At 66.5% G+C, this 22,280-nt stretch carries 24 protein-coding genes; 9 read left to right on the top strand and 15 right to left on the bottom strand.

Annotated features, from left to right (window positions below; genetic code table 11):
• Nucleotides 1-12 precede the first annotated feature (12 nt).
• Both minD and minE read left to right on the top strand, forming a co-directional pair.
• A complete protein-coding gene (minD, locus tag IB243_RS09760; protein WP_010465261.1) occupies nucleotides 13-831 on the top strand; it encodes a septum site-determining protein MinD in 819 nt (272 codons plus the stop codon).
• Between the two features lie 3 nt (nucleotides 832-834).
• Nucleotides 835-1,101 (top strand): cell division topological specificity factor MinE, encoded by a 267-nt coding sequence (gene minE, locus IB243_RS09755; protein ID WP_010465263.1) that lies wholly within the window; start codon nucleotides 835-837, stop codon nucleotides 1,099-1,101.
• A gap of 87 nt (nucleotides 1,102-1,188) precedes the next feature.
• On the opposite strand, the gene IB243_RS09750 is transcribed toward minE, so the two are convergent.
• Both IB243_RS09750 and IB243_RS09745 read right to left on the bottom strand, forming a co-directional pair.
• Nucleotides 1,189-1,779: an MOSC domain-containing protein gene (locus IB243_RS09750; protein ID WP_192426634.1), complete on the bottom strand. Its 591-nt coding sequence runs from the start codon at nucleotides 1,777-1,779 to the stop codon at nucleotides 1,189-1,191.
• Nucleotides 1,776-2,297: a flavin reductase family protein gene (locus IB243_RS09745; RefSeq protein ID WP_029414219.1), complete on the bottom strand. Its 522-nt coding sequence runs from the start codon at nucleotides 2,295-2,297 to the stop codon at nucleotides 1,776-1,778. Before IB243_RS09745 ends, IB243_RS09750 begins: the two co-directional genes overlap by 4 nt.
• A 188-nt stretch (nucleotides 2,298-2,485) precedes the next feature.
• Here IB243_RS09745 and IB243_RS09740 point away from each other — a divergent pair, with 188 nt between their 5' ends.
• Both IB243_RS09740 and IB243_RS09735 read left to right on the top strand, forming a co-directional pair.
• Nucleotides 2,486-3,274: an alpha/beta fold hydrolase gene (locus IB243_RS09740; RefSeq protein WP_192426632.1), complete on the top strand. Its 789-nt coding sequence runs from the start codon at nucleotides 2,486-2,488 to the stop codon at nucleotides 3,272-3,274.
• 40 nt (nucleotides 3,275-3,314) lie between these two features.
• Complete coding sequence (locus IB243_RS09735) at nucleotides 3,315-4,154, top strand: YdcF family protein (RefSeq protein ID WP_225584869.1); 840 nt, start codon at nucleotides 3,315-3,317, stop codon at nucleotides 4,152-4,154.
• Between the two features lie 4 nt (nucleotides 4,155-4,158).
• Here the strand turns inward: IB243_RS09735 and IB243_RS09730 are convergent, their stop codons facing one another.
• Together IB243_RS09730 and IB243_RS09725 are read right to left on the bottom strand one after the other, a co-directional pair.
• Nucleotides 4,159-4,734, bottom strand: coding sequence for a flavodoxin family protein (locus IB243_RS09730; protein ID WP_057228010.1), 576 nt, complete (start codon nucleotides 4,732-4,734; stop codon nucleotides 4,159-4,161).
• Nucleotides 4,731-5,390, bottom strand: coding sequence for a TetR/AcrR family transcriptional regulator (locus tag IB243_RS09725; protein ID WP_192426628.1), 660 nt, complete (start codon nucleotides 5,388-5,390; stop codon nucleotides 4,731-4,733). Before IB243_RS09725 ends, IB243_RS09730 begins: the two co-directional genes overlap by 4 nt.
• 88 nt (nucleotides 5,391-5,478) lie before the next feature.
• Here IB243_RS09725 and IB243_RS09720 point away from each other — a divergent pair, with 88 nt between their 5' ends.
• Nucleotides 5,479-6,174 carry a hypothetical protein gene (locus IB243_RS09720; RefSeq protein WP_192426626.1) on the top strand — a complete coding sequence of 232 codons (696 nt, stop codon included), beginning with the start codon at nucleotides 5,479-5,481 and terminating at the stop codon, nucleotides 6,172-6,174.
• A gap of 49 nt (nucleotides 6,175-6,223) precedes the next feature.
• Here IB243_RS09720 and IB243_RS09715 read toward each other — a convergent pair whose 3' ends face one another.
• Entirely contained in the window at nucleotides 6,224-7,123 is a 900-nt protein-coding gene (locus tag IB243_RS09715; protein ID WP_192426624.1) for a LysR substrate-binding domain-containing protein, read from the bottom strand.
• A gap of 113 nt (nucleotides 7,124-7,236) precedes the next feature.
• Here IB243_RS09715 and IB243_RS09710 point away from each other — a divergent pair, with 113 nt between their 5' ends.
• Nucleotides 7,237-7,941, top strand: coding sequence for an SDR family oxidoreductase (locus tag IB243_RS09710; RefSeq protein ID WP_192426622.1), 705 nt, complete (start codon nucleotides 7,237-7,239; stop codon nucleotides 7,939-7,941).
• A gap of 69 nt (nucleotides 7,942-8,010) precedes the next feature.
• On the opposite strand, the gene IB243_RS09705 is transcribed toward IB243_RS09710, so the two are convergent.
• The gene (locus tag IB243_RS09705; protein ID WP_192426620.1) at nucleotides 8,011-9,354 is read right to left on the bottom strand and encodes a D-amino acid dehydrogenase; all 1,344 of its coding nucleotides are present in this window, start codon (nucleotides 9,352-9,354) and stop codon (nucleotides 8,011-8,013) included.
• A gap of 176 nt (nucleotides 9,355-9,530) precedes the next feature.
• Here IB243_RS09705 and IB243_RS09700 point away from each other — a divergent pair, with 176 nt between their 5' ends.
• On the top strand, nucleotides 9,531-10,451 hold the full coding sequence (locus tag IB243_RS09700) for a LysR family transcriptional regulator ArgP (protein WP_029414220.1): 921 nt from the start codon (nucleotides 9,531-9,533) through the stop codon (nucleotides 10,449-10,451).
• Nucleotides 10,452-10,487: 36 nt separating this feature from the next.
• Here IB243_RS09700 and IB243_RS09695 read toward each other — a convergent pair whose 3' ends face one another.
• The 3 genes from IB243_RS09695 to IB243_RS09685 form a co-directional block, all read right to left on the bottom strand.
• A complete protein-coding gene (locus IB243_RS09695) occupies nucleotides 10,488-11,060 on the bottom strand; it encodes a midcut-by-XrtH protein (RefSeq protein ID WP_192426618.1) in 573 nt (190 codons plus the stop codon).
• Between the two features lie 39 nt (nucleotides 11,061-11,099).
• A complete protein-coding gene (locus IB243_RS09690) occupies nucleotides 11,100-13,241 on the bottom strand; it encodes an IPTL-CTERM sorting domain-containing protein (protein ID WP_192426616.1) in 2,142 nt (713 codons plus the stop codon).
• Between the two features lie 142 nt (nucleotides 13,242-13,383).
• The gene (locus tag IB243_RS09685) at nucleotides 13,384-14,442 is read right to left on the bottom strand and encodes a helix-turn-helix domain-containing protein (RefSeq protein WP_192426614.1); all 1,059 of its coding nucleotides are present in this window, start codon (nucleotides 14,440-14,442) and stop codon (nucleotides 13,384-13,386) included.
• Between the two features lie 182 nt (nucleotides 14,443-14,624).
• Between IB243_RS09685 and IB243_RS09680 the strand changes: the two genes are divergently transcribed.
• Nucleotides 14,625-15,248, top strand: coding sequence for a TetR/AcrR family transcriptional regulator (locus IB243_RS09680; RefSeq protein ID WP_082615395.1), 624 nt, complete (start codon nucleotides 14,625-14,627; stop codon nucleotides 15,246-15,248).
• A gap of 87 nt (nucleotides 15,249-15,335) precedes the next feature.
• Here the strand turns inward: IB243_RS09680 and IB243_RS09675 are convergent, their stop codons facing one another.
• From IB243_RS09675 to IB243_RS09655, 5 genes are all read right to left on the bottom strand, one after another.
• The gene (locus IB243_RS09675; protein WP_192426612.1) at nucleotides 15,336-16,274 is read right to left on the bottom strand and encodes a fasciclin domain-containing protein; all 939 of its coding nucleotides are present in this window, start codon (nucleotides 16,272-16,274) and stop codon (nucleotides 15,336-15,338) included.
• Between the two features lie 58 nt (nucleotides 16,275-16,332).
• Entirely contained in the window at nucleotides 16,333-16,788 is a 456-nt protein-coding gene (locus IB243_RS09670) for a fasciclin domain-containing protein (RefSeq protein ID WP_192426610.1), read from the bottom strand.
• 175 nt (nucleotides 16,789-16,963) lie between these two features.
• On the bottom strand, nucleotides 16,964-17,386 hold the full coding sequence (locus tag IB243_RS09665) for a universal stress protein (protein ID WP_010465296.1): 423 nt from the start codon (nucleotides 17,384-17,386) through the stop codon (nucleotides 16,964-16,966).
• 112 nt (nucleotides 17,387-17,498) lie between these two features.
• On the bottom strand, nucleotides 17,499-18,344 hold the full coding sequence (locus IB243_RS09660; protein WP_192426608.1) for a metallophosphoesterase: 846 nt from the start codon (nucleotides 18,342-18,344) through the stop codon (nucleotides 17,499-17,501).
• A gap of 34 nt (nucleotides 18,345-18,378) precedes the next feature.
• The gene (locus tag IB243_RS09655; RefSeq protein WP_192426606.1) at nucleotides 18,379-19,338 is read right to left on the bottom strand and encodes a LysR family transcriptional regulator; all 960 of its coding nucleotides are present in this window, start codon (nucleotides 19,336-19,338) and stop codon (nucleotides 18,379-18,381) included.
• A gap of 126 nt (nucleotides 19,339-19,464) precedes the next feature.
• Here IB243_RS09655 and IB243_RS09650 point away from each other — a divergent pair, with 126 nt between their 5' ends.
• Nucleotides 19,465-19,905: a hypothetical protein gene (locus tag IB243_RS09650; protein WP_057271108.1), complete on the top strand. Its 441-nt coding sequence runs from the start codon at nucleotides 19,465-19,467 to the stop codon at nucleotides 19,903-19,905.
• Nucleotides 19,906-20,171: 266 nt separating this feature from the next.
• On the opposite strand, the gene IB243_RS09645 is transcribed toward IB243_RS09650, so the two are convergent.
• A complete protein-coding gene (locus IB243_RS09645; RefSeq protein ID WP_192426604.1) occupies nucleotides 20,172-22,043 on the bottom strand; it encodes a phosphoenolpyruvate carboxykinase (GTP) in 1,872 nt (623 codons plus the stop codon).
• Nucleotides 22,044-22,280 lie beyond the last annotated feature (237 nt).

The raw sequence follows: 22,280 nt of genomic DNA, 5'->3' as shown, positions 1-22,280 counted from the left end.
AATCAGCAACACATGGCCAAAATCGTCGTCGTGACCTCCGGCAAGGGTGGCGTGGGCAAGACCACCACCAGTGCCAGCTTTGCCACCGGCCTCGCCCTGCGCGGCCACAAGACTGCCGTGATCGACTTTGACGTCGGCCTGCGCAACCTGGACCTCATCATGGGCTGCGAACGCCGCGTGGTGTATGACCTGATCAACGTGATCCAGGGCGAGGCCAACCTGAACCAGGCCCTCATCAAGGACAAGCAGTGCGACAACCTGTTCGTGCTGGCCGCCAGCCAGACGCGCGACAAGGACGCCCTCACGCAAGACGGCGTGGAGAAGATCCTGAAGGACCTGGCCGAGATGGGCTTTGAGTACATCGTCTGCGATTCGCCCGCTGGCATCGAAAGCGGGGCGCTGATGGCCATGCACTTTGCCGACGAGGCGCTGCTGGTGACGAACCCCGAGGTGTCGTCCGTGCGTGACTCCGACCGCATCCTGGGCATGCTGGGCAGCAAGACCAAGCGCGCCATTGAAGGCGGCGAGCCCATCAAGGAGCACCTGCTCATCACGCGCTACAACCCCAGCCGCGTGCAGGACGGCCAGATGCTGAGCCTGGAAGACATCCAGGACATCCTGCGCATCAAGCTGATCGGCGTGATCCCCGAGTCGGAGGTGGTGCTGCAGTCGTCCAACCAGGGCACACCCGCGATCCATGCCAAGGACTCGGATGTGTCCGAGGCCTACAAGGATGTGATCGAACGCTTCCTGGGCGCCACCGACAAGCCGCTGCGTTTCATCGACGCGGAAAAGCCAGGCTTCTTCAAACGCCTGTTCGGGAGCAAATAAGCCATGGCTTCTTTCCTGTCCTTCCTGCTCGGCGAGAAGAAGAAAACCGCCAGCGTCGCCAAGGAGCGGCTGCAGATCATCCTGGCGCACGAGCGCAACGGCCGCAACGCCGCCGAGCCCGACTACCTGCCCGCGCTGCAGCGCGAGCTGGTGGCCGTGATCTCCAAGTACGTCAAGATCAACCCCGAAGACCTCAAGGTGCACCTTGAGCGCCAGGACAACCTGGAAGTTCTGGAAGTCAAGATCGAGCTGCCCGACACGGTGCGTTGAAGGCTCGGTTTCGAGCAAAATTGGGCTCTGGCGCTTATCTGGTAAGCGCTAGTAGCTATCAATATTGATGAATCCAGTGGGGCCTGGTTAGCGCGAGTGTTTCGCCCACTTGCCTGCCAGCGCCTGCGCAATGCTCAGCCCGCGCTGCCCGGGCACCAGCGTGGCGGTCTCTCCGGCAGCGATGGTGCCGGGCTGGTCCACCGCCAGGTAGTAGCCGCAGCATCCGGCCAGGGCCATGGTGCGGCCCGCCTGCGCAAAACCCATGACGGCGTTGAACTTGAAGCATGGCTCGCGCGGTGCACTCACCCGCAGCACGCAGTGGGGGAAATGCCATTCATCGCCCACAAACACATCCGCTTCCAGCGGCCCGTCGATGGTGAGGTTCTCCCCCATGAAACCCGGCGGCAAGGTTTCATCGAACAGGCTGACACCCCGTTCGCGGCGCTGGGCCTGCCAGAACGCATAGTGGGCGGCGGGGTAGGCGTATACGGCCTTGCCCAGGCCGCCGTGCACGCTCGGGTCGGCCTGCTCGTCCCCTGCCAGGCCCAGCGGGCCCACCGCCACCGGGCCGGTGACGGGCGCCTTGCCGATGGCGGTGAGCACCGAGCGTTCGCCCACCTTCAGGCGCCGGGCCAGGCCGATGTTCACGTGGCGCACGGCCACGGTGGGGGTCGTCACAGCGGGTGCTCGGTGTAGAACTTGCCCCCGTGGTACAGCAGGGGCGAGATGCCTTCGCGGTGCTCGCAGCGCTCGACCTCGCCCACAAAGATGGTGTGGTCGCCCTCCTTGTACTGGCTGCGGTTGAAGCACTCGAATGTGGCGGCTGCCCCGGCCAGCAACGGGGCACCGCTGATGCCGGGCCGGTGTTCCAGGCCTGCCCAGCGGTCGATGCCGCGCGTGGCAAAACGCTCGGCCAGCGCCTTCTGGTCTGCGGCCAGCACGTGGATGGCGTAGTGCGAGCCATCGGCAAAGGTGGGCAGGGTGCTGGCGCCGTGCGACAGGCTCCACAGCACCAGCGGGGGCGCCAGCGACACCGAATTGAAGGAACTGGCCGTGAGGCCCACCAGGTCACCCGCTGCCGTGCGGGCCGTGACGATGGTCACGCCCGTGGCAAACATGCCCAGTGCATCGCGAAACTCGCGTGTGGAGAAGCTCGGTGGCAGGGCGAGGGCGGGGCGGGGGGGCGAAGGGTTCACAAAAGCGGTGCCAGCGGTGGCAGCAGGGGGGAGCAACTATTATCAGGCGCCACCCACCACCGCGCTGTTGCGGGGTTTACTTCCGTCAGACTTGCGCAAATCGGGATGCAACCACCACCTGGCGTGGGGGCGAGCTATCTGCCTGAACCCTGTTTTGCGTAAGTCATTCCTGTTCCGCTTTCCACCGCATGGCCGTTCTTCCTACCTTCACCGCCCTGGGCTCCGGCCCCACCGTGCTCATGCTGCACGACGCCGATGGCGACCACCTCACCTTTGCCCCCCAGGTGGAAACACTGGCCACGGTCGGCTACCGTGCCGTGGCCTGGAACATGCCGGGCTATGGCCGCAGTGCGCCCGTGGAGCCCTACACCTTCAAGGCGCTGGCGCAGAGCTGCCTGGCCTTGATCGACGCCCTGCAGGGTGGCCCGGTCACGCTGGTGGGGCATGGCATGGGCGCCATGGTGGCGCTCGAGGCTGCCGTGCGCAGCCCATCGCAGGTGCAGCGCCTGGTGCTGTGTGCGGGCGGGCCGGCGCTGGACGCGCAGGCGGTGGAAGACTGGGTGGCGCCCCGGCTGCGCGCCCTGACCGCACTGGACGGCGGTGGCAGCATGGAGGCGCTGGCGCAGACGCTGGTACCCCAGTTCATCGGCACCGGAGCCCTGCCCGAAGGGGTGCGGCTGGCCAGCCATGCGCTGGCCCAGGTGTACCCGGGGGCCTACCGGCGCGCGCTGGAGGCCTTGCCCTCGTTTGATCGCGGGGCTGCCGCGCTGGCCCACCTGGCCATGCCCACGCTGCTGGTGGGGGGCGAGCTGGACCGCTGCACACCCCCCGTGGCCCTGGAGGCGCTTGCCCAGGTGCTGCCCGATGCGCAGACCCTGGTGCTGCCCCATGTCGGGCACTGGCCCCAGCTGGAGGACCCCGAGGGTTTCGATGCCGCGCTGCTGGACTTTCTGGCCCAGCGGCGGATGCTGCACTGAGCTTGCCCCACCCGGCGCGGCCGTTTTTTCAGCCTTCCAAATGGTCCATTTTTTCCTGCCACGCCGTGGCGCCACCGGGCGGGTGCGTGCAGGTCTGATTGCTCCTTCTCCTTCTGTTGCCATGTGGTTTGCCCTGAAGAAAATACTGTCTGCGCTGCTGTTGCCCCCGGTGTCCAGCATCCTGCTGGCGCTGGTGGGGCTGTGGATCGCGCGGTACCACCGCCGCACGGGCATCACGGTGGTGGTGCTGTCGCTGCTGTCGATGCTGGTGCTGTCCTGGCCGCCGGTGTCGGACGCGCTGGTGCGCAGCCTGGAGCGCTATCCGGCGGTCGTCCCCAAGGAGTTGCCTTCGCTAAAAGTGCAGGTCATCGTAGTGCTGGGCGGCGGCGCCGACACGGTGGCGCCTGAATACGGCGTGGACGTGCTCAGCCGGGGCGCGCGTGAGCGGGTGCGCTACGCCGTGTACCTGCAGCAGCAGACCGGGCTTCCCATCCTGGCCACGGGGGGCTCCACCGGCGGCACGCGGGCCGAGGCGCTGGTCATGAAGGACGTGGTGGAGCGCGAGTTCAAAGGGCGGGTGCGCTGGACGGAGGTGGAGTCGCTCGATACCCGCAGCAATGCAGAGAAATCCGCCGCGCTGCTCAAGGCAGCGGGCATCGAGCGCATAGCCCTGGTCACCCATGGCTGGCACATGGTGCGCGCGGCCGAGGCCTTCGAGCGCGCCGGGCTGCAGGTGCTGCCCGCGCCCATGGGCTTCAAGGGCGGGCAGGCCCGCAAGCTGTACCGGGTGTTGCCGCGCGCCTCCGCGCTGGCCGACAGCAGCCTGGCGCTGCACGAATGGCTGGGCATCCTGGCCCAGCACGGGTCGCTGGATCGCTAAGCCGTCAACCTGCGGCCGGTGTCAGCAGAAAACGGCTGGCTGCCTCCATCGCCTGCGCATCGGCCTGCACCGCGCCCGGTGGCCCGCCCTTGCCCCACAGGGCGCCGCCCCAGGTCATCGACAGGAACTGCGCGCACAGCGCCACCGAATCGATCATGGGCTGGGCCTTGGTGCGGTCGCCGCTGGTGGTGATGAGCGCCAGCGTCTTGGCGGCCATCGGCTCCTTGAAGGCCAGGCCGGGCACGCGCATCCAGGCGCTCCAGTGGTCGAGGTAGGTCTTGAGCGGCGAGGGAATGCTGTACCAGTAGACCGGCGCTACAAAGACGATGTGCGTGGCTGCCAGCGTGGCGTCGAGCAGGGTCTTCATGTCGCCTTCGGGCGGTGCATAGGTGCCCGTGGTGTGGCGCTGGTCCACGAAGGGCGGCAGGTGCAAGTGCGCCAGGTGGTGCCAGGTTTGTGGGGTGCCGGCAGGCAGTGCGGCGGCGGCCTGGCGGGCCAGCCATTCGGTATTGCCGGTGTGGCCCGGTTCGCGGGTGGAGGTGGTGAGAAAGAGGTAGTGCGGTGCGGTGGGCGTGGTCATGGCGCCATCGTAGCGCCGCCCCGCAGACCCGTGCCCGGTGCCAGGGTTGCGATGCACAGCGCCACCAGCGCCTGCTCGAATTCGGGGCTGTCCAGCAAGGGCGACTGTTCCAGCGATGCCGCCCGCACCGCACCCATGAAGGCGCGGGTGAGCACGAACAGCTGGGCCGCCGAGGGTGCGGGCATCTGCTGCTCTTGCGCCACGCGCTGCAGGTGCAGGGCCAGCCGCTCGCTGGCGCCGCGCACCGAGATCAGCACGGACGCGCGGTAGTCGAGCTTCCACGACAGGCGGGCGAGTGCGCGCCCTTCCCGGGGGCCGCCGCCGAAGGCCTGCAGGTAGTGGCGCACGTACCCGCGCACCTGCTGCTCGGGCGTCCAGCCTTCGGTGCGGGCCTGGGCGAGCAGGGCGTCCAGCTCCAGCATCACCTGGTCGCAGTGCTGGTCCAGCATGGCCAGGAGGATGGCTTCCTTGCTTGGAAAGTACTGGTAGAGCGAGCCCACGGACACACCAGCCAGCTCGGCGATGCGGTTGGTGGTGAGCGCGTCCTCGCCCTGTGTCGCCACGATGCGTGCGACGGCTTCGAAGATGGCATCGACCGTGAACTGCGAGCGTTCCTGGCGGGGCGAACGGCGGGGGGCGGAGGAGGCAGGAGGCATGGAAAACCTGAGCGCAATGCGAGTAGGCGGACACGGCGCCGCTGCTTATTCTGCCGCCAGTCCCATGCAACATCCGGAGAAAACCTTCATGCACGAAACCAGCCAACTTGCCCTGGGAGCCGCCGCCGCCGTCGGCCTGGCTGGCACCTGGGCATGGCGCCAGCGCCTTGCGCTGCGGGCCGTGCACCGCGCCAGTGCCATCGCGCTGGCATCGTTCCTGGCGGCCCACTTGCTGGGCCACCTGGCGGGGCTGGCCGGAGCGGCAGCGCACCAGTCGGTGCTGGAAGCCCTGCGCCTGGTCTATCGCCAGCCGCTGGTCGAAGGCGTGCTGCTTGGCTGTCTGCTGTTCCAGATGGGCAGCGGCCTCACCTTGCTGTGGCGCGGGCGGGGCCGGCGCCGTGGGGGCGTGGCGTGGATGCAGGCCCTCTCGGGGGGCTACCTGGCGCTGTTCCTGTTGGTCCATGTGACGTCCGTCTGGGTGGGCCGGTTTCAGGGCGTGGACACGAACCTGCAGTTTGCAGCGGCGGGCATGCACACACCGCCCTGGCAGTGGTTCTTTGGCCCGTACTACTTTTTCGCCGTGTTCGCGCTGGGCACGCATGTGGGCTGCGCCTTGTACTGGAACCTGCCGGAGCCCCTGCGGGCGCGGGCGTTGGTGGGGTCCATGCTGGTGGGCTGGCTGCTGGCCGTTTGCCTGGTGGTGCTGCTGGCGGGCGGATTCCATGCGCTGGAGATTCCGGCCCGCTACCTCGCCCCCCTGGCCGGGCTCGCAGGTCGGGGTTGAAGGGGGCCAGAGCATCTGCGCTGCCTGCGGCTTTTGCGGTGGATGCGGTTTATGCGCCGGCCTGGCTTCGCAGCCAAGCCCTCACGCCCGCGACGACGTCCGGTGCGCGTTGCTTGCGCGGAGCCACCAGGTAGTAGCCGGCGCCCGTGTGCGCTTCTTCGTCAAACACCTTGGCCAGCCGACCGGCGGACAGGTCCTGCGCCACAAAATCTTTCTGCACCAGCGCGAGCCCCTGGCCGGTCAGGGCCGCGTCGATCGCGAGCGTCGTCTGGTTGAACCAGATGGCCTGTGGTGTGGGATCTGAAGCCGCGGGAGCGGGCGGCGTGTGCTGCGCAAGGTAGTCGGCCCACGGAGACTGGGAGTCGTGCAGCAGCACGTAGCGGCCGACGTCCCCCGCGGTGTCGGGTGGCCCGGAGCGGCGCAGCAACAGCGGGCTGCCCACCGCCACCAGGCACTCTTCGAACAGGAGGTCGGCCGTGAGCCCCGGGCCGAATGGTGGGCGGCCGTACCGCACCGCCAGGTCCACCGCCTCGGTCTGAAAGTGCGACAGGCGCTCGGTCGCCAGGATCCGCAGATCCACACCGGGGTGCAGGCGCGTGTAGTCCGCCAGCCTTGGAATGAGCCACTTGGTGGCGAAGGTCGGCGTGACGCTGACCGTCACATGCAGGGGCTCTGGCCGCAGGCCCTGTGTGGCATCGGCGAGCATCTCGAACGCGCGCCGCACGTTGGTGGCATAGCGCTGGCCGTTGTGGGTCAACACCAGGGTGCGCGGGTGTCGCTCGAACAGCTTGAGGCCCAGCTCTGCTTCGAGCGCACGAATCTGCTGCGCCACGGCGCCCTGGGTTACGCCCAGCTCCAGCCCGGCCAGGCGAAAGTTCAGATGGCGACTGGCGGCCTCGAACGCTCGCAGCGCATTGAGAGAGGGCGTGCGGCCCAACGGGGAGGTCATGGGTGTAGATTTTCTACTGGATCGAAGCACGGCGGCTGCTCCGTCCGATCGTCCAAAACGTAAAGGGTACGGAACAATTGCCAGATGCCGGTGTGCGGCATCCAAGGACGATCATGGCAGTAGAAAAAGTAGCACTTATCACCGCGGGCGGCACCGGCATTGCCGCTGCCACCGCCCGCCGGTTGGCGGAGGATGGTTTTCAGGTCGGCATTCTTTCGTCGTCGGGCAAAGGCGAGGCCTTGGCCCAGGAACTCGGAGGCGTTGGCGTCACCGGGTCTAGCCGGTGTCTGGCGGATCTGGGCCGCCTGGTGGATCTGGCGCAAGCCCGCTGGGGCCGGGTCGATGTGCTCATCAACAGCACTGGCCACGAACCGCGCGCGCCGTTGTTGTCCCTGGCGGATGAGCGGTGGCTGCAGGGGACGGACACCTATCTGCAGAGCGTGATCCGGCCCACGCGGCTGGTGACCCCGTTGATGCAAGCGCAGCGCGGTGGCGTGGTCGTCAATCTGTCGGCGGCCTGGGCGGTGGACCCGAGCGCGCTGTTTCCGACATCGGCGCTGGTTCGCGCCGGGCTGGCTTCGTTCACGAGGATCTTTGTCGACAGCCATTCGCGGCACAACATCCGCATGAACAACGTGTTGCCGGGCTGGATTGACACCTTGCCCGTGTGGGAAGAGCGCCGCGCCGCAGTGCCGCTGCAGCGGTATGGGCAGGCCGCCGAAGTGGCCGCGACCATCGCGTTCCTGGCCTCGGAAGGGGCGGGCTACATCAACGGGCAGAACCTGCGGGTGGACGGCGGCCTCGCGCTGGCCACCTGAGTGCCCGCGCGCAGGGCGCGGTTTGGTGCGATAGGTCCGCCCCAACCCGGGCAGGCAGTACGGGTGCTCTCAGGCAGCCAGCGCCGTGGTCGATGTGTGCCGTGCAGAGCCGCTATGGCCCAGGAAGCCGAAGTTCATCGCAGGCTGTTCGCCGCTGATCAACTCGGCCAGGGCCTTGCCCGAGCCCGCACCGTGTGTCCAGCCCAGCGTGCCGTGGCCCGCATTCACCCAGAGCTTGCCCACGCGGGTCTGCCCGATGAATGGGATGTTGGTGGGGGTGGCCGGGCGCAGGCCGGTCCAGTACTGCGGGTCGCCGCCCTGTTCGGGGGTGCGGGTGTCGCACACGCCGGGCAGGATGGCTTCGATGCGGCGCGACAGCATGTGGCAGCGTGCGCGCGCCAGTGTGCTGTCGAGCGTCAGGTCCCAGCCATTGAGTTCGATGGTGCCCGCCACGCGCAGGTGGTTGCCCAGGCGGCTCATGGCGATCTTCTTGCCGTCGTCGATGGTGGAGACCATGGGCGCACCCTCGGGCCGCAGCAGCGGGAAGGTGGCGCTGTAGCCCTTGCCAGGGTAGATCGGCAGGTCCACGCCCACGCTGCGCAGCAGCGGCGCGCTGTAGGAGCCGCAGGCGACGACGACGGCGTCGGCCTTCAATATGAAGTCTTTTTTGCCGCCAGCGCTTGCCTGTTTTGGCATGACAGCTACTGAATCAATAGCATTGCCGATTTTATTCAGGCGCAGCACATCGTGGCCGTAGAGGAACTGCGCGCCGCGCGCCATGCAGCGGCGGGCCAGCTCCTGCGTGAACACGCGGGCGTCGCCGCTTTCGTCGGTGCTGGTGTAGGTGCCGCCGGTGATCTTGTCGCCGTAGGCTTTGAACGCGGGCTCGATCTGCAGCAGCTCGTCGCGGCTCACCAGGCGGCGCTGCACGCCGTGCTTGCGCATGAGCTCCACCGCGTGGCCGGCGGCGTCAAAGGATTTCTGGTCGGTATAGAAGTGGGCGATGCCGCGTTCCAGCCGGTTGTATTCGATGCCCGTGGTGTTGACCAGGTCCTTGAGCGCGGCATGGCTGTACGCGCCCAGCGCCACGATCTGCTGCACATTGCGCTCGAAGGCCGCATCGTTGCACTGCGCGAGGAACTGCAGGCCCCAGCGCCACTGCTGCCAGTCCATCTGCGGGCGAAACAGCAGCGGGGCTTCCTTGTCGAACATCCACTTGAGCGCCTTGAGCGGCGCCTCGCGGTTGGCCCAGGGCTCGCAGTAGCTCACCGAGATCTGTGCTGCATTGGCAAAACTGGTTTCGAGCGCAGCATCGGGCTGGCGGTCGATCACGATGACTTCGTGACCGCGTTCCAGCAGATGCCAGGCCGTGCTGATGCCGATGATGCCGGCGCCGAGAACAATGGTTTTCATAAGCGGAATGCGTTGTGAACCTGTACGTGCCACCCGCCCCAGTGCGGGACACGATGGGGCGCAGTGTGCGCGACATTGCATTCAACTAAAAGCAAAATTAAACTTACTCCAAAAACATCAGCGCACCTAATAAACGGTGCGGTAGAGACAACCCTCTTTTGTTCGAGCCCGAGACCATGAGCACCTACGATCCCGCCGCCCTGGAATGCCTTGCCGCCATCGTTGAAGAGGGCGGCTTCGAGCGCGCTGCGCAGCGCCTGAACGTCACGCAGTCGGCCGTCTCACAGCGCCTGCGCGCCCTGGAGGCGCAGGTGGGCTCGGTGCTCATCGTGCGCAGCCGGCCCCTGCGGCCGACCTCGGCGGGGCAGCTGCTGCTCAAGCACACCAAGCAGATGCGCCTGCTGCGCGCCGACCTGGAGCGCGACCTGCAGGAGTTGGCGCCCAGCGCGCCGGGCGGATCGCGCGAGGACGAGCGCATCTCGATTGCCATCAACGCCGACAGCATCGCCACCTGGGCCATGGGCGCCCTGCACGAGCTGGTGCGCCAGCGCCTGCCGCTGGAAATCATCGTGGACGACCAGGATTTCACGCAGGAATGGCTGCGCTCCGGCCAGGTGCTGGGCTGTGTGACCACGCTCAAGCAGGCCCTGCGCGGCTGCAAGATGGTGCCGCTGGGCGCCATGCACTACGTGGCCGTGGCTTCGGCCAGCTATGCGGAGCAGTACCTGCCCCAGGGGCTCACGCCGCACAACTTCCGCGAGGTGTCGTTCCTGTCGTTCAACCGCAAGGACGACATGGCTGCCGAGTTTGTGGCGCGTGCATTCGGGCTCAAGCGCGTGGCGCTCAGCCACCTGTTCGTGCCGGGCTCCGAGGCGCAGATGCGTGCCGTGGCCGCAGGCTGGGCCGTGGGGGTGATGCCCGAGCTGATGGCGCGCGAGGCGCTGGCGAATGGCAGCATGGTGAATCTGGCACCGGGCCGCTCTTTGCCCATCCAGCTGTACTGGCACTGCTGGAACCTGGAGTCGGCGGTGCTGGATGCGCTCACTGCCGCCCTCACCGCTACCGCAGCGCGGACGCTGGAGGCCCCTGCGGCATAGGCGGCGTGGTGTGTGCCCCCCTTGGAAGGGGGCCTCTCAGTGCAGGCGCCCCACCCGGAGGTAGCACGCGGCCATCGGCGCCAGCATCTGCCCGACGGTGCACCGGTCATCGGTGTCGAAGAGGCGATGCACCGGGGTCACGCTGACTGCCGTGATCTGCTGGGGCCGGTCCGTGGTGTTGCGCACTTCGTACACGTGCAGGTAGTCCCTGAACGCAATTTCCAGGTCCGGGTGGTCGGGGATGTCGGCGACGCCCCCGGCCGGGTTGTCCAGCACAACCTCGCTCGAAGGCAGTGCGATGGCCTGCCCGCCCCAGGGCATGCACAGCAGCGCCGCACAGGCCAGCAGCCCGGGCACCAGGGCGCGCACCACGCCGTTCGCCCCATGGCGCAGCAGGTGGCGGGCCAGCGCGGCCAGAACCAGCACCAGAGCCGCCAGGGCCCACTGCGACAGTGTGGGCACGGCCTGCACGCTGGCCAGTGGTGCATAGGCCACCGTGCCCACGGGTGCACCTTGGGCCCAGGCGGTGGGGGCGATGGCAGCGGCGGCCCACAGCAGGGCGCTGCGCGGGGCGGTTCCGAGGCGGAGGGAGGGATTGTTTTTTTGCATTGAATTGCCTTCTGGCGCTTGTTTTAAAAGGGTGAATAGCTATTGTTTTGAGAGTGACTGGCGCGTCCCGCGAAGATGGCCCAGTGCCGGAAAGCACAAGGCCAGCAGTGCGATCGCCCAGGGGTTGAGCGCCGGGACGGGCACGGCGGAAGCCGGGCCACCGCCATTGCCGCCACCTGCCGGCGGCGCCAGCAGCACGGGCAGGCCGGGGTCGGTGATCTGGCCAGGCACGTCGTCGCTATCGCCCAAGCCGCCATCGGTCAGCGTCAAGGTCACGCTGCGCCGGTCGGCCGCGAACAGGGCCGCGCTGGGGGCGAGCGTGTACCAGTGGGGCTGGGCGCAGGTGGTGCCCGAGCACTGCAAACCTTCTGGGCTGGGGCCGTGCTTGAGATAGACCGCGCCCAGCGGCACGGGGGTGCTGTAGTGCACCGTCAGGCGGGCGCTGGAGCCTGCCGCGCCGCCGGTCAACCGGAGGTGCAGGGGCCAATGGCTTGTGCTGGCACCCGGGGGCAGCGGCGCGGGAAGGGTGTGCTGGAAACTGGCGGTCTCGAGTGTCCAGCCGTTGTTGACGGCAGCTTCCGGCAGGTCGAGTGTTGCGCGGCTCCCCGTGCCCCCGGCCGCGGCCCAGGGGGCCGTGCAGCGCGGCGCGTCGGCTCCACCGTTCTGTCCTGCGCAGGTCCAGGAAAACTCGCCCTGGACAGAGGCCACGCTGCTGGCCTGGCCTGCGCTGCACAGGCTGGCACCGGCGGGTGGGGTCGGGCGCGCTTGCCCCGTCGCCGTGCCGCAGGCGCCGCGCACGGCCAGATCCGCAAACACCACGCCCGAGGCCAGTGTCGCCGTACCGCCCGGCGCACTCACCTCCACCGCAACCGGCCCGGCCGCGTGTGGTGGGGCGATGGCCGTGATGCGGGAGTCGCTCTCCACGGTGAATGCCCGGGCGGCCACACCGCCCAGCACCACCGCCGTGGCATCGGCGAACCCCGATCCGGAGAGGACGAGGGTGGTGCCACCCGCTGCATTCGCCGTGGCCGGTGCCACGCCGGTGAGCGTGGGCGCAGCGACGAATTCAAAGCCGAAAGGGCTGTCGGCCCCGCCATAGGGAGTGGTGACGTCGATGGTCACGAAGCCCGGGGACGCCACAGCGAGGGTGGTGGCGGTGATCCGGGTGGAGCTGTCCACCGTGAAGCTGGCCGCCGGAAAGCCACCAAAGCGCAGGGACGACGCACCGGCCAGGTTGGTGCCCGTGAGGACCACCTGCGTGCCCCCCGCAGCGGACACCCGCGCGGGTGAAGCGCTGGTGAGGGTGGGGCGCAGCTCGGGCGGCACCACATACGTGAAGTACCCGATAGGGTGCACCATGCCGCCGCCGTCGGGTGTGAAGACTTCGAACATCACCGCCGTTCCCAGAGGCTGCGGGGGCGCAATGGCCGTGATCTGCGTGTCGCTGTCCACGGTGAAGCTGGCAGCCGCAACGTTCCCGAAATGCACGCTGGTAGCCCCGGTGAACCCGCCGCCAGCCAGGGTGACCGCCGTGCCGCCGAACATGCTCCCTTCGATGGGGCTCACGCCGGTGATGGTGGGCTGAGGGATGTACTCGAAGAAGGTGCCGAAGCTGCCGTCCGCAATGCCATAGGCGGTGGTGAGCTCCGTCGAAACCATCCCCGCCGGAGAGGCCGGGGTGGTGGCGGTGACCTGCGTATCGCTGACCACGGTGAACCCTGCCGCCACATTGCCAAAGCGCACCTGGTGGGTGTTGGCCAGGTTGGTGCCCGTGAACGTGACCGTGGTGCCACCGCTGGCAGGGCCCCGCGCTGGCGAGATGTGGGTTACGGTGGGGCGCAGTTCGGGCGGCACCACGTAGGTGAAGTAGCCGATCGGGTGCACCATGCCGCCCGTGGGTGTGACGATATCGAACATCACCGAGGTCCCGGGTGGCTGGGCGGGTGCGATGGCCGTGATCTGCGTGTCGCTGTCCACGGTGAAGCGGGTGGCTCGGATGTTTCCGAAATACACGCCCATAGCCCCTGTGAAGCCGCTGCCGGCCAGCGTGACGGCTGTCCCGCCGTACATGGTGCCCTCGGTAGGGCTCAGGCCGGTGATGGTGGGCGGGCTACCGGCGGATGCAAGGCAGCACAGCATGGCCGCCAGCAGGGCGGCGGCGAGGCGGCGGACAAAGGACATGGTGTGGCGCGCAAGGGGGCAGAGAACAGACTGCGGCGCATCCTAGGCGGGGCCAGCGCGCTGGCTTGACTGTGTGTTTCGACGTTTTTGACTGGCCGTCCTGAAGAACGACCAGGGGGCTCAAGCGTTGCGAGTGGGGCGGCTACACCTGCAGCGCGCGCACCCAGTCGGCATATTCGGCGGTCGGGCGCATGGCATCGCCCGCCGCGAATGCCCCCGCGCGGTTGGCTGTGCCCCGGGCGGTGGCGCGCACATCGCTGGGCGTGAGGCCAAAGGCCGCGCGAAAGGCGCGGCTGAAATGCGCCTCGCTGGTGAAGCCGGAGCGCGTGGCGATCTCGCCCACCCGCAGCCGGCGGTTGGCCGGGTTGGCCAGGGCGTGGAACGCCCGGACCAGGCGCTGCTGCTGCACGTAGTGCGCCACGCCGCCCAGCGGCTCGAACAGGCGGTACAGCATGCTGCGTGAAATACCAAACGTGCGGCACAGCAGCTCGGGGCTGAGCGGTGCGCCCAGGCTCTGCGCGATGTATTGCTGGATGCGTTCGAGCGTGACAACCTGGATTTGCGGCTGCGCCTGGGCTAGCGTGTCCCGGCTTGGCCGCAGGCAGGCGGCCAGCATCTGCGTGGTGGCCTGCACCACGGCAGGTGCTTCCGGGAGCGTGACAGCAGGCAAGCGCCGGTGCAGCGACTGCAGGTAGTCGCTGAGCAGCCCGCCCAGCGCCGTGTGGCCGCGCAAGACGGTACCGTGCAGATCGGCCGATGGGCTGCAGAAGGCCTCGTCGGCGATCTCGCGGGGCACGACGATGGACAGCACGTGGGAGGGGTTGGCATAGGTGCGCTGCGTGCGGCCGAGATCAAAGACGGTGATGTCCCCCGCCCGCACCTGCATGTCCACGCCGTTGTCGTGCTGGCCCACGAAACCCCCGCTGCGGTACCACTGCACCAGGTAGTGGTTGACGCCGTCGCGCGCCACGCGTGGCGCACCGCGTGAGAATTGCTGCCGACCGAAGTGCAGATCGCCCACCAGCAGCGCGCCCAGATGGCAGGCGGTCACGGATGCGCTGAAGCTCTCGAGCGGATCGCGGTCCAAAGGGGCGACGTCGAAGACCACCGAAATGCTGCTGCGCCAGGCCTCGAAGCGCTCTTCCCCGGAGCCTTGGTCAGTGGTGAAAACGGTCGACGGTAGAGCGAGGGGCACGGGCATGGCGGCGCGATTATGGCGGCCGATGGGGGTGGGCACCAGGACAAGAGTGCCATCGTGCCCCCGAAAAGACCATGAACAGGTTCTTCGCCTGCAAAGCGGCGGCACGATTCATGCTGGGGAAAACGTGAACGACGTAGTTGCATTGCAACTTAGTCATTTATTTTTTTACTGCAATGTATAAAATGCAAGACATGCAAACGCCGCAACCCAAAGTTTCGTTCAAAGAGCAGATGCACCAGGCGCGCGAGGATGCCATCCTCCAGTCCACCTGCCAGCTCCTGGGCGAAAAGGCTTTCGATGCCATGACCATGGACGACGTGGCCAACGCCGTGGGCATTGCCAAGGCCAGCCTGTACAAGCACTTTTGCAGCAAGGAAGAGCTGTGCAGCGCCGCCATGGTGCAGATTCTGGGTCGCGTGCAGGCCTACCTCGCGGATCTGCCCGCTGAAATGCCCCCGCTCGAAAAGCTCCATGCGCTGGTGCGCTGGTCGCTGGAGCGCCTGCTGAGCAACGAGATGCCGCTGCTGCCCAGCCGCAACTCGACTTTGCGCGCGGTGCTGATGGCCAACAAGGACTATCTCAACGGCCTGGTGACGGTGAGCGACCAGATCGGTGAGTGGATCACCCAGGCCCAGGCCCAGGGCGTGATCAGCCCGACTCTGCCGCCGCTGGTGGTGCTCTATACGCTGTATGCGCGCGCCTGTGACCCGGTGGTGAGCTTTCTCAAGGAAGGTGGCCAGTATTCTGACGCGGAGATCGTTGATCTGGTGGTGCGCACCTGTTTTGACGGGTTGGCGGCGCGGTAGTCGCACTTCCCTCCTTGCGTTGCGCACGCATCTAAAAAAGAAAGCCCGGCATGCCGGGCTTTCTTGCGTGCGGTTTACGCCATGGGCTTATTTGGGCAGGATCACCTTGTCCACGGCGTGAACCACACCGTTGCTGGTGAACACATCGGCCATGGCGATGTTGCTGGTGCGCATGTTCTGGTCGGTGATCACGAAGCTCGCGTTCACCGTGAAGGTCTGCCCCTGAACCGTGGCGATGGCGGTGTTGACGGGCACCTCGGCCTTGAGCACGCGCGCGGGCACCACGTGGTAGGTGAGCACCTTGGTCAGCAGGGCGGTGTCTGCCAGCAGCGCTGCCTTGGTCATCCCCAGCTCGGCCAGCAGCGCTGCAAACGCGGCGTTGGTGGGCGCAAACACCGTGAACGGGCCCGCGCCCTGCAAAGTGCCTGCCAAGCCTGCAGCCACCACCGCTTCCACGAGGATGCTGAAATCCGGCAGCGCTGATGCAGTAGCGACGATGTCCTTGTTGGCTGGCAGCAGCACCCGGTCCACCAGATGCACCACGCCGTTGCTGGCCTGGATGTCGGTGGCGGTGATGGTGGTGACGCGGTTGCGGCCATCGGTGATCTTGAGCCCATTGGCCGATTCGATCTTGAAGAAACCACCTGCGACGGGCGTGATCGCCTTGCCCAGGGGGACGTCCGCACGCGCGACCTTGCTGCCGAGCACGTGGTAGGTCAGCACCGCCGTCAGCAGGGGCTTGTCGGCCAGCAGGGCTTCCTTGGTCACGCCCAGCTCGCTGAGCAACGCTGCAAAGGCTGCATTGGTCGGGGCGAAAACCGTAAGCATGCCTGTGCTCAAGGTGGGCGCCAGACCTGCAGCCACCACAGCTTCCACGAGGATGCTGAGGTCGGGATTGTTCTGGGCGACTTCGACGATATTGCGCTGGGGCTCGTCGTCGCCGCCGCCACAGGCCTGCAGCAGGGTGGTGCCGGTGCCCAGGGCTGCGGCCAACAAAACGGTACGGCGGTTGAATGCGGTGTGCATGGCGGCTTCTCCTCGCTATGGGATGGTGGGTGGGGGAAAAGAGCGTTGTTCCGCTGGATTACTTGGGCATCAGTACGGTGTCGATGGCGTGGATCACGCCATTGCTCGCAGCCACGTCGGTCGCGATGACCTTGGACTGGTCCACCATCACACCCATGCCGGTGGTGACGGTGATCTCCTGGCCCTGCACGGTCTTGACCTTTCCGGCCTTGACGTCCTTGGCCATCACCTTGCCGGGCACCACGTGGTAGGTCAGAACCTTGGTCAGTGCGGCCTTGTCGGCCAGCAGGCCGTCCAGGGTAGCCCTGGGAATCTTGGCGAAAGCCTCGTCAGTGGGCGCAAACACGGTGAACGGGCCGGGGCCCTTGAGGGTGTCCACCAGGCCTGCCGCCTGCACGGCCGCCACCAGGGTCTTGAAGTTGCCCGCCTTCACGGCGGTATCCACGATGTCCTGGGCCATCACGTTGAAAGCGGCTCCTGCAGTCAGGGCCAATGCAATCAGGGTTTTTTTCATGGGTCGGTTCCTCGGTTTCGATGGAAATGACACGCCAGGATGGGCGCAGCGGGAATGTATAACCAATTGGTTCCAAAGTAAACCAATTGGTTATTATGAAAACCAATTGGTATTGTTCGGGCAAAAAAAAGCCCTGCCGGAGCAGGGCTGGGGCCTTCGGGCCGGGGTGTCCGGGTTAGCGAACGATCAGCAGGGGGACCTTGCAGTGGGCAAGCACCTGGGTGGTGACAGAGCCCATGACCAGGGTTGCCAGGGCGCCATGGCCATGGGAGCCCATCACCAGCAGGTCGAACTTGCCGCTGTCTGCCACCTTGGCGATGTTTTCGCCCACGCTGCCGATCTTGACGCTGCGCTTGGCTTCCACGCCATGGCGCGCGAGGAATTTGCACACGGGGGCGAGGATTTTTTCCGCCTCTTCAGCGTGGTAGCTGTCCACCACTTCCTTGCCCAGAGCGGCGCGTGCGCGTGTTGGCAGGGGAGCCTGCACGGTGAGCGCGGTGTACTGGTGGTTGCCACCGAGCAACTCTTCGTGGGTGGCCAGATAGGCCAGCATTTTTTTGGTGTAAGCGCTGCCATCGACAGCAAGCAGGATGTTCATGAGGTTCTCCGAGAAGGTATGGGCCAGACTACCGTGCGCGGACTTCTGTTGTCTTGACCTGGGTCATGCTTTTTTCTTCTGCGCTGCGGGGCGGCAGAGCCCCGTGTCCTGATCATAAGGTGATGCAGCATTGCGGCTGGAAAGCCGCCTGCTCTCCCTTGCGCGCATACCCCAGGGGATTGGCCACCACACGGCACTGCCAAGGGCTGCCATCGGCACGCAAGCCCTGCGCCCTGTAGTCGCTCGGTGCGTGAAGGTGGCCGTGCAGCCACAGCTGCGCGTGAGGCAGCAAACCATCCAGGGCATTGCAGAACCCCGCCGTACCGGGCACCAGCCCGTAGCGTGGATCGGCGCTGCGCAGGCTGGGCGCAAAGTGGGTGACAGCCACTGTGGGCCCGTCAAAAGGCGTTGCAAGTGCTTCAGCCAGCCATTGCTGGCAGACCAGTGCGTGGTCGCGCATGGCTTCGGCCAGAAAAGGCGCTGCATGGCGGGTGCCACCCGTCTTGCGCAGGTAGAAATTGGCCGCGCGAAAGGCTTTGTCGCGCAGTTTCAGCCGCCTGCCAAGGTCGGTGCTTCCCTCGTGGTCCGCGAGGGCGTCGAAATCGCTCCAGAGCGTGGTTCCGATGAAACGGACTCCCTGAAGCTCGACGGTTTCGCGCTCCAGCCAGGTGATTCCCAGGCGATCGCAGGTGCTGCGAAGTCGATGGTGGGCCGCATCGAAATCCTGCGCATCGTATTCGTGGTTGCCAGGGACAAAAAGCACGGGGGTGGGCCAGCCAGCTCCCTGGGGCAACGGCGAAAACCGGGCCAGGCCAAAGTCCTCGTCGCCCAGTTGCGAGCCTTCCTGGTAGGAGCCCACATCGCCGGCAAGCACCAGCACATCGGCGCCGGGCGCCGGTTCGGGGATGAAGTGGGGGTGCGCCTCAAGGTGCAGGTCGGAAAAAAGCTGGATGTTCATGCTGGGCGCAGTCTACGGGTTCAGCCTCTCCGCCTCACTGTTCGGGGAAAGTCCGGCGCGCCGAGCGCGCCAGGGCTTGCAGCAGCCAGGTCATCGCGGCCTGCTGCGGGCCGCGGCGGCGCCAGAGTGCGTCCACGTGGACCGCCGGCACGTCCAGCGGCAGGGCCCGCTGCACCAGGGCATCGGCGATCCCGGTGACGGGGACAAAGTGGCGGGGCAGCACCGTCAACAGGTCCGAGCCCGACACCACGCGCCCGGCGGTGAAGAACTGGTTGACCGTGATCACCACCTTGCGCTCGCGGCCCAGGGACGCCAGGGCCTCGTCGATGAAACCAAAGGGGCGCCCCGAGAAGCTCACGAGCATGTGGCGCGCGGCGCAATAGGTGTCCAGGGTCAAGGGCGCATCGGCCAGGGGATGGCCTTGCCGCATCACGCACACGTACTCGCCGTCGTACAGGCGGCGGCTTTCAAAGGCCACGGCCCCCCCCGATTGCGCGCGGGCGGTCAGGTCGGCCAGCACGGCGGGGAAGTAGCCCACCGCCATGTCCGCCGCCTCCTCGTCCAGCAGGCGGCGGGGGTCGCGCGTGGTCAGGGGTAGTACGCGGATAGACACGCCGGGCGCCTCGCGCTCGATGATTTCGACCAGGGCAGGAACCAGGGTGGCTGCCGTGGCATCGGCCATGGCCAGCACAAAGGTGGATTCGGCCGTAGCAGGTTCAAAGTGCCCGGGCGCCAGGGATTCCTGCAGGTGGGCCAGCGCCTCGCGCACAGGGGGCCACAGGGCCAGCGCGCGCGGAGTGGGCTCCACGCCCTGGCCGCTGCGCACCACCAGCTCATCTCCCAGCACATCGCGCAGGCGCCGCATCGCGTTGCTCACGGCGGGCTGGGTGATGGACAGCTTGTGCGCTGCGCGTGTGAGGCTGCGCTCGGCCATGACCTCGTCGAAAACACGCAGCAGGTTCAAGTCCAAAGAGCGGAAGTTCAAGGGATTCATGGTCAATTCATCACCAATATGAATATCAATGATTCAAAATATAAACTTGAACATGTAAAGGGTAAACCCTAATATCACCCCATCGCCCGGCAATCTCGCCACAAGCGTTAGAAAAGGGAAACCGAAATGACCAGCTTTGCACACGTTGAGTACCCCACCGAACACCCCGGCGTTGTCCGCGCCGAAAACGCCGCCGCCGCCCTCAAGCGCGTAGCCGCCAATTTTGACGGTGCCCGTGGCGCCGCCACCCTTCTGCTGGCGGCCGTTGTTTCGGCATTGCTGGTGGTGGCCAACCAGGTCATCGACACCTGGAGCGAAGGCCATCTGCTGGCGGCCTGGATGGTGCTGTGGCTGGTAGCCTTTGCGGCCCTGGCTCTGCTGACCGCCCCCGCCCGCCGCGCCGGTGCCGCACTGCGTGTGGGTGCCCACACCTGGGCTGAAAGCCGCCGCCGCGCTGCGGAAGACGAACGCACCTGGCAAGTGGCCGTGAAGGACCCCCGCATCATGGCCGAACTGAACCATGCCATGGGCATTGCCACCGTGCAAGACATCCGCAAGTACTACTGAGATGGCGACGCACGGTCTGCCGTGCAGTGACCCTGATTCTTGAAGCCGTGGCGAGTGTTCGCCACGGCTTTTTTCATTGCCAGGCCGTCATGGGACGGAAAACGAGGCCTCCAGGGGCATGTGCCACGCGGCGCAGGGGCGGTAAGGGCTGTTCTTCATGGCCGCGCGGGGCGGACCACCCTGATCCAGTATTCGTCTCCATCAGCGCAAAAAAAACCGCCCCTCTTTCAGAAGGGGCGGTTGTCAGGACTGAGAAGAACCAGGGGTCAGCTTACCAGGCGCTTTTCCAGCGCAGCCTTGGTGTCGAGCAAAGCCGGCGGCAGGTGGTAGGCCAGCTGTTCGAAGTGGGCATCGTGCAGCTTGAACTCCTCCGTCCAGGCCGCCTTGTCGATGCTGGTGACGGCGTCGAACTTCTGGGCGCTGAAATCCAGGCCTGCCCAGTTGATCTCGGCGTACTGGGGTGCCACGCCGAACATCGTCTCCGTGCCCTGGGCCTGGCCTTCGATGCGGTCGATCATCCACTTGAGCACGCGCATGTTGTCGCCGTAGCCAGGCCAGACGAACTTGCCGGCTTCGTCCTTGCGGAACCAGTTCACGCAAAACACCTTGGGCAGCGCCTTGCCGGTGGCGGTGATCTTGCCTTCCATGTCGAGCCAGTGCTGGAAGTAGTCGCTCATGTTGTAGCCGCAGAAGGGCAGCATGGCGAACGGGTCGCGGCGCACCACGCCCTGGGCACCGAAGGCGGCGGCGGTGGTCTCCGAGCCCATGGTCGCGGCCATGTACACGCCTTCTGTCCAGGTGCGGGCTTCCGTCACCAGGGGCACGGTGGTGGAGCGGCGGCCGCCGAAGATGAACGCGTCGATGGCGACGCCGTTGGCGTCGTCCCACTGGGCATCGAGTGCCGGGTTATTGGCGGCGGCCACCGTGAAGCGCGAATTGGGGTGAGCGGCCTTGGCGCCGGTTTCCTTGGCGATCTGGGGCGTCCAGTCCTTGCCTTGCCAGTCGATCAGGTGGTCCGGCAGCTTGCCGGTGTCCTTTTCCATGCCTTCCCACCACACGTCGCCGTCATCCGTCAGGGCCACGTTGGTGAAGATCACGTCCTTGCCCAGCGAGAGCATGCAGTTGGGGTTGGTGTGCATGTTGGTGCCGGGGGCCACGCCGAAGTAGCCGGCTTCGGGGTTGATGGCCACCATCTTGCCATCGGCGTTGGGCTTGATCCAGGCGATATCGTCACCGATGGTGGTGACCTTCCAGCCCGCAAAACCAGCCTCGGGCGGCACCAGCATCGAGAAGTTGGTCTTGCCGCAGGCGCTGGGGAAGGCCGCTGCCACGTGGTACTTCTTGCCTTGGGGGTTGGTCACGCCCAGGATGAGCATGTGTTCTGCCAGCCAGCCCTGGTCGCGGCCCATGGTGGAGGCGATGCGCAGGGCCAGGCACTTCTTACCCAGCAGCGCGTTGCCGCCGTAGCCGGAGCCGTACGACCAGATCTCGCGCGTTTCGGGGTAGTGCACGATGTACTTGACCTTGGGGTTGCAGGGCCAGCTCGTGGTGTCCTTCTCGCCGTCGGCCAGGGGGGCGCCCACGGTGTGCATGCAGGGCACGAATTCGCCTTCCACGCCCAGCACGTCGTACACGGCCTTGCCCATGCGGGTCATCAGGCGCTGGTTCACGGCCACGTAAGCGCTGTCGGTCAGCTCCACGCCGATGTGGGCGATGTGGCTGCCCAGCGGGCCCATGCTGAAGGGCACCACATACATCGTGCGGCCCTTCATGCAGCCGTCGAACAGGGGCTGCAGCGTGGCCCGCATCTGTGCGGGCGCCATCCAGTTGTTGGTGGGGCCGGCGTCTTCCTTGGTGGCCGAGCAGATGTAGGTGCGGTCTTCCACACGGGCCACGTCCGATGGGTCGGACCAGGCCAGGAAGCTGCCGGGGCGCTTGGCGGGGTTGAGCTTCTTGAAAGTGCCGGCGTCCACCAGCTGTTGGCACAGACGGTCGTACTCTTCCTTCGTGCCATCGCACCAATAGATGGTGTCAGGTTTGCACAGGGCGGCCATGTCGGCCACCCAGGCAAGCAGCCGGGCATTTTTGACGTACGACGGGGCGTTGAGATTCAGGCCCTGCATGGTGGGTGCGTTCATCGGGGAGCTTCCTAAGTTGAAAAAACGTTTTTTCAAAGGAAGCGGACCCCATGGATCGCGGCAAGGCCTGGCGCAAGTGCGGATGCTGAGCGCTGCCTTTGAAAAAACGGCTTTCGTGCTCAGTCGGCGGGCGGGAGCGTGAATCAACCCCACGGGTGGAGGCTAGTTCCACGGATTCCGCGGGTCGGCTGGGATGTCAATTTTATGAATCTGCCGCCCGCTTGTCTGTCAGACACA

It is taken from the genome of Acidovorax sp. ACV01 (assembly GCF_014851495.1).
GTDB lineage: Bacteria > Pseudomonadota > Gammaproteobacteria > Burkholderiales > Burkholderiaceae_C > Acidovorax > Acidovorax radicis.
Note: the sequence above shows the minus strand (reverse complement) of the source record. Positions and strands in the feature narration are given on the sequence as shown.